Consider the following 5,441-nt stretch of genomic DNA (forward strand, 5'->3'; position numbering starts at 1 on the left):
CAAGAGCAGAAGCAATACCGCCAGCAATAGCACCAAACATAAATCACCTCACTTAAGTGGCTGGAGACAAATAATCTCTTTAATAACCTGATTCAGCGAAACCAATCCGCGGCATTTAGTAGCGGTAAAGTTAGACCAAACCATGAAACCAACATAAACATTATTGCCCGGCGTACGGGGAAGGACGTCAATAGTCACACAGTCCTTGACGGTATAATAACCACCATCATGGCGACCATCCAAAGGATAAACATCATAGGCAGTCGGGAGGGTAGTCGGAACCGAAGAAGACTCAAAGCGAACCAAACAGGCAAAAAATTTAGGGTCGGCATCAAAAGCAATATCAGCACCAACAGAAACAACCTGATTAGCGGCGTTGACAGATGTATCCATCTGAATGCAATGAAGAAAACCACCATTACCAGCATTAACCGTCAAACTATCAAAATATAACGTTGACGATGTAGCTTTAGGTGTCTGTAAAACAGGTGCCGAAGAAGCTGGAGTAACAGAAGTGAGAACCAGCTTATCAGAAAAAAAGTTTGAATTATGGCGAGAAATAAAAGTCTGAAACATGATTAAACTCCTAAGCAGAAAACCTACCGCGCTTCGCTTGGTCAACCCCTCAGCGGCAAAAATTAAAATTTTTACCGCTTCGGCGTTATAACCTCACACTCAATCTTTTATCACGAAGTCATGATTGAATCGCGAGTGGTCGGCAGATTGCGATAAACGGTCACATTAAATTTAACCTGACTATTCCACTGCAACAACTGAACGGACTGGAAACACTGGTCATAATCATGGTGGCGAATAAGTACGCGTTCTTGCAAATCACCAGAAGGCGGTTCCTGAATGAATGGGAAGCCTTCAAGAAGGTGATAAGCAGGAGAAACATACGAAGGCGCATAACGATACCACTGACCCTCAGCAATCTTAAACTTCTTAGACGAATCACCAGAACGGAAAACATCCTTCATAGAAATTTCACGCGGCGGCAAGTTGCCATACAAAACAGGGTCGCCAGCAATATCGGTATAAGTCAAAGCACCTTTAGCGTTAAGGTACTGAATCTCTTTAGTCGCAGTAGGCGGAAAACGAACAAGCGCAAGAGTAAACATAGTGCCATGCTCAGGAACAAAGAAACGCGGCACAGAATGTTTATAGGTCTGTTGAACACGACCAGAAAACTGGCCTAACGACGTTTGGTCAGTTCCATCAACATCATAGCCAGATGCCCAGAGATTAGAGCGCATGACAAGTAAAGGACGGTTGTCAGCGTCATAAGAGGTTTTACCTCCAAATGAAGAAATAACATCATGGTAACGCTGCATGAAGTAATCACGTTCTTGGTCAGTATGCAAATTAGCATAAGCAGCTTGCAGACCCATAATGTCAATAGATGTGGTAGAAGTCGTCATTTGGCGAGAAAGCTCAGTCTCAGGAGGAAGCGGAGCAGTCCAAATGTTTTTGAGATGGCAGCAACGGAAACCATAACGAGCATCATCTTGATTAAGCTCATTAGGGTTAGCCTCGGTACGGTCAGGCATCCACGGCGCTTTAAAATAGTTGTTATAGATATTCAAATAACCCTGAAACAAATGCTTAGGGATTTTATTGGTATCAGGGTTAATCGTGCCAAGAAAAGCGGCATGGTCAATATAACCAGTAGTGTTAACAGTCGGGAGAGGAGTGGCATTAACACCATCCTTCATGAACTTAATCCACTGTTCACCATAAACGTGACGATGAGGGACATAAAAAGTAAAAATGTCTACAGTAGAGTCAATAGCAAGGCCACGACGCAATGGAGAAAGACGGAGAGCGCCAACGGCGTCCATCTCGAAGGAGTCGCCAGCGATAACCGGAGTAGTTGAAATGGTAATAAGACGACCAATCTGACCAGCAAGGAAGCCAAGATGGGAAAGGTCATGCGGCATACGCTCGGCGCCAGTTTGAATATTAGACATAATTTATCCTCAAGTAAGGGGCCGAAGCCCCTGCAATTAAAATTGTTGACCACCTACATACCAAAGACGAGCGCCTTTACGCTTGCCTTTAGTACCTCGCAACGGCTGCGGACGACCAGGGCGAGCGCCAGAACGTTTTTTACCTTTAGACATTACATCACTCCTTCTGCACGTAATTTTTGACGCACGTTTTCTTCTGCGTCAGTAAGAACGTCAGTGTTTCCTGCGCGTACACGCAAGGTAAACGCGAACAATTCAGCGGCTTTAACCGGACGCTCGACGCCATTAATAATGTTTTCCGTAAATTCAGCGCCTTCCATGATGAGACAGGCCGTTTGAATGTTGACGGGATGAACATAATAAGCAATGACGGCAGCAATAAACTCAACAGGAGCAGGAAAGCGAGGGTATCCTACAAAGTCCAGCGTACCATAAACGCAAGCCTCAACGCAGCGACGAGCACGAGAGCGGTCAGTAGCAATCCAAACTTTGTTACTCGTCAGAAAATCGAAATCATCTTCGGTTAAATCCAAAACGGCAGAAGCCTGAATGAGCTTAATAGAGGCCAAAGCGGTCTGGAAACGTACGGATTGTTCAGTAACTTGACTCATGATTTCTTACCTATTAGTGGTTGAACAGCATCGGACTCAGATAGTAATCCACGCTCTTTTAAAATGTCAACAAGAGAATCTCTACCATGAACAAAATGTGACTCATATCTAAACCAGTCCTTGACGAACGTGCCAAGCATATTAAGCCACTTCTCCTCATCCAACGCGTCAGTTTTTGACAGAATCGTTAGTTGATGGCGAAAGGTCGCAAAGTAAGAGCTTCTCGAGCTGCGCAAGGATAGGTCGAATTTTCTCATTTTCCGCCAGCAGTCCACTTCGATTTAATTCGTAAACAAGCAGTAGTAATTCCTGCTTTATCAAGATAATTTTTCGACTCATCAGAAATATCCGAAAGTGTTAACTTCTGCGTCATGGAAGCGATAAAACTCTGCAGGTTGGATACGCCAATCATTTTTATCGAAGCGCGCATAAATTTGAGCAGATTTGTCGTCACAGGTTGCGCCGCCAAAACGTCGGCTACAGTAACTTTTCCCAGCCTCAATCTCATCTCTCTTTTTGCGTTCTGCTTCAATATCTGGTTGAACGGCGTCGCGTCGTAACCCAGCTTGGTAAGTTGGATTAAGCACTCCGTGGACAGATTTGTCATTGTGAGCATTTTCATCCCGAAGTTGCGGCTCATTCTGATTCTGAACAGCTTCTTGGGAAGTAGCGACAGCTTGGTTTTTAGTGAGTTGTTCCATTCTTTAGCTCCTAGACCTTTAGCAGCAAGGTCCATATCTGACTTTTTGTTAACGTATTTAGCCACATAGAAACCAACAGCCATATAACTGGTAGCTTTAAGCGGCTCACCTTTAGCATCAACAGGCCACAACCAACCAGAACGTGAAAAAGCGTCCTGCGTGTAGCGAACTGCGATGGGCATACTGTAACCATAAGGCCACGTATTTTGCAAGCTATTTAACTGGCGGCGATTGCGTACCCGACGACCAAAATTAGGGTCAACGCTACCTGTAGGAAGTGTCCGCATAAAGTGCACCGCATGGAAATGAAGACGGCCATTAGCTGTACCATACTCAGGCACACAAAAATACTGATAGCAGTCGGCGTGTGAATCATTAGCCTTGCGACCCTCGGCAGCAAGAACCATACGACCAATATCACGAAAATAGTCACGCAAAGCATTGGGATTATCATAAAACGCCTCTAATCGGTCGTCAGCCAACGTGAGAGTGTCAAAAACGATAAACCAACCATCAGCATGAGCCTGTCGCATTGCATTCATCAAACGCTGAATAGCAAAGCCTCTACGCGATTTCATAGTGGAGGCCTCCAGCAATCTTGAACACTCATCCTTAATACCTTTCTTTTTGGGGTAATTATACTCATCGCGAATATCCTTAAGAGGGCGTTCAGCAGCCAGCTTGCGGCAAAACTGCGTAACCGTCTTCTCGTTCTCTAAAAACCATTTTTCGTCCCCTTCGGGGCGGTGGTCTATAGTGTTATTAATATCAAGTTGGGGGAGCACATTGTAGCATTGTGCCAATTCATCCATTAACTTCTCAGTAACAGATACAAACTCATCACGAACGTCAGAAGCAGCCTTATGGCCGTCAACATACATATCACCATTATCGAACTCAACGCCCTGCATACGAAAAGACAGAATCTCTTCCAAGAGCTTGATGCGGTTATCCATCTGCTTATGGAAGCCAAGCATTGGGGATTGAGAAAGAGTAGAAATGCCACAAGCCTCAATAGCAGGTTTAAGAGCCTCGATACGCTCAAAGTCAAAATAATCAGCGTGACATTCAGAAGGGTAATAAGAACGAACCATAAAAAAGCCTCCAAGATTTGGAGGCATGAAAACATACAATTGGGAGGGTGTCAATCCTGACGGTTATTTCCTAGACAAATTAGAGCCAATACCATCAGCTTTACCGTCTTTCCAGAAATTGTTCCAAGTATCGGCAACAGCTTTATCAATACCATGAAAAATATCAACCACACCAGAAGCAGCATCAGTGACGACATTAGAAATATCCTTTGCAGTAGCGCCAATATGAGAAGAGCCATACCGCTGATTCTGCGTTTGCTGATGAACTAAGTCAACCTCAGCACTAACCTTGCGAGTCATTTCTTTGATTTGGTCATTGGTAAAATACTGACCAGCCGTTTGAGCTTGAGTAAGCATTTGGCGCATAATCTCGGAAACCTGCTGTTGCTTGGAAAGATTGGTGTTTTCCATAATAGACGCAACGCGAGCAGTAGACTCCTTCTGTTGATAAGCAAGCATCTCATTTTGTGCATATACCTGGTCTTTCGTATTCTGGCGTGAAGTCGCCGACTGAATGCCAGCAATCTCTTTTTGAGTCTCATTTTGCATCTCGGCAATCTCTTTCTGATTGTCCAGTTGCATTTTAGTAAGCTCTTTTTGATTCTCAAATCCGGCGTCAACCATACCAGCAGAGGAAGCATCAGCACCAGCACGCTCCCAAGCATTAAGCTCAGGAAATGCAGCAGCAAGATAATCACGAGTATCCTTTCCTTTATCAGCGGCAGACTTGCCACCAAGTCCAACCAAATCAAGCAACTTATCAGAAACGGCAGAAGTGCCAGCCTGCAACGTACCTTCAAGAAGTCCTTTACCAGCTTTAGCCATAGCACCAGAAACAAAACTAGGGACGGCCTCATCAGGGTTAGGAACATTAGAGCCTTGAATGGCAGATTTAATACCAGCATCACCCATGCCTACAGTATTGTTATCGGTAGCAAGCACATCACCTTGAATGCCACCGGAGGCGGCTTTTTGACCGCCTCCAAACAATTTAGACATGGCGCCACCAGCAAGAGCAGAAGCAATACCGCCAGCAATAGCACCAAACATAAATCACCTCACTTA

Annotated in this window: 8 protein-coding genes; all 8 read right to left on the reverse strand. The window is 44.7% G+C overall.

Going from position 1 to position 5,441, the window contains the following annotated elements:
* Positions 1-48: 48 nt before the first annotated feature.
* Entirely contained in the window at positions 49-576 is a 528-nt protein-coding gene (locus THS5294_RS18935) for a hypothetical protein (RefSeq protein WP_000487867.1), read from the reverse strand.
* Between the two features lie 110 nt (positions 577-686).
* A complete protein-coding gene (locus tag THS5294_RS18940; RefSeq protein WP_000065572.1) occupies positions 687-1,970 on the reverse strand; it encodes a major capsid protein in 1,284 nt (427 codons plus the stop codon).
* A gap of 36 nt (positions 1,971-2,006) precedes the next feature.
* Positions 2,007-2,123 (reverse strand): phage DNA packaging protein J, encoded by a 117-nt coding sequence (locus THS5294_RS18945; RefSeq protein WP_000033471.1) that lies wholly within the window; start codon positions 2,121-2,123, stop codon positions 2,007-2,009.
* Positions 2,123-2,581 carry a scaffolding protein D gene (locus THS5294_RS18950; protein ID WP_000084700.1) on the reverse strand — a complete coding sequence of 153 codons (459 nt, stop codon included), beginning with the start codon at positions 2,579-2,581 and terminating at the stop codon, positions 2,123-2,125. Before THS5294_RS18950 ends, THS5294_RS18945 begins: the two co-directional genes overlap by 1 nt.
* Positions 2,578-2,817, reverse strand: a complete 240-nt coding sequence (locus tag THS5294_RS18955) for a phage DNA packaging protein C (protein WP_016670801.1) — start codon at positions 2,815-2,817, stop codon at positions 2,578-2,580. Before THS5294_RS18955 ends, THS5294_RS18950 begins: the two co-directional genes overlap by 4 nt.
* Entirely contained in the window at positions 2,750-2,902 is a 153-nt protein-coding gene (locus THS5294_RS18960) for a hypothetical protein (protein ID WP_435988044.1), read from the reverse strand. The genes THS5294_RS18955 and THS5294_RS18960 overlap by 68 nt, the downstream gene beginning before the upstream one ends.
* On the reverse strand, positions 2,835-4,376 hold the full coding sequence (locus tag THS5294_RS18965; RefSeq protein WP_000252566.1) for a replication endonuclease: 1,542 nt from the start codon (positions 4,374-4,376) through the stop codon (positions 2,835-2,837). Before THS5294_RS18965 ends, THS5294_RS18960 begins: the two co-directional genes overlap by 68 nt.
* Before the next feature lie 63 nt (positions 4,377-4,439).
* Entirely contained in the window at positions 4,440-5,426 is a 987-nt protein-coding gene (locus THS5294_RS18970) for a Minor spike protein (protein WP_000466547.1), read from the reverse strand.
* Positions 5,427-5,441 lie beyond the last annotated feature (15 nt).

This window comes from Thalassobacter stenotrophicus, assembly GCF_001458315.1.
In the GTDB taxonomy this organism is placed as follows: domain Bacteria; phylum Pseudomonadota; class Alphaproteobacteria; order Rhodobacterales; family Rhodobacteraceae; genus Thalassobacter; species Thalassobacter stenotrophicus.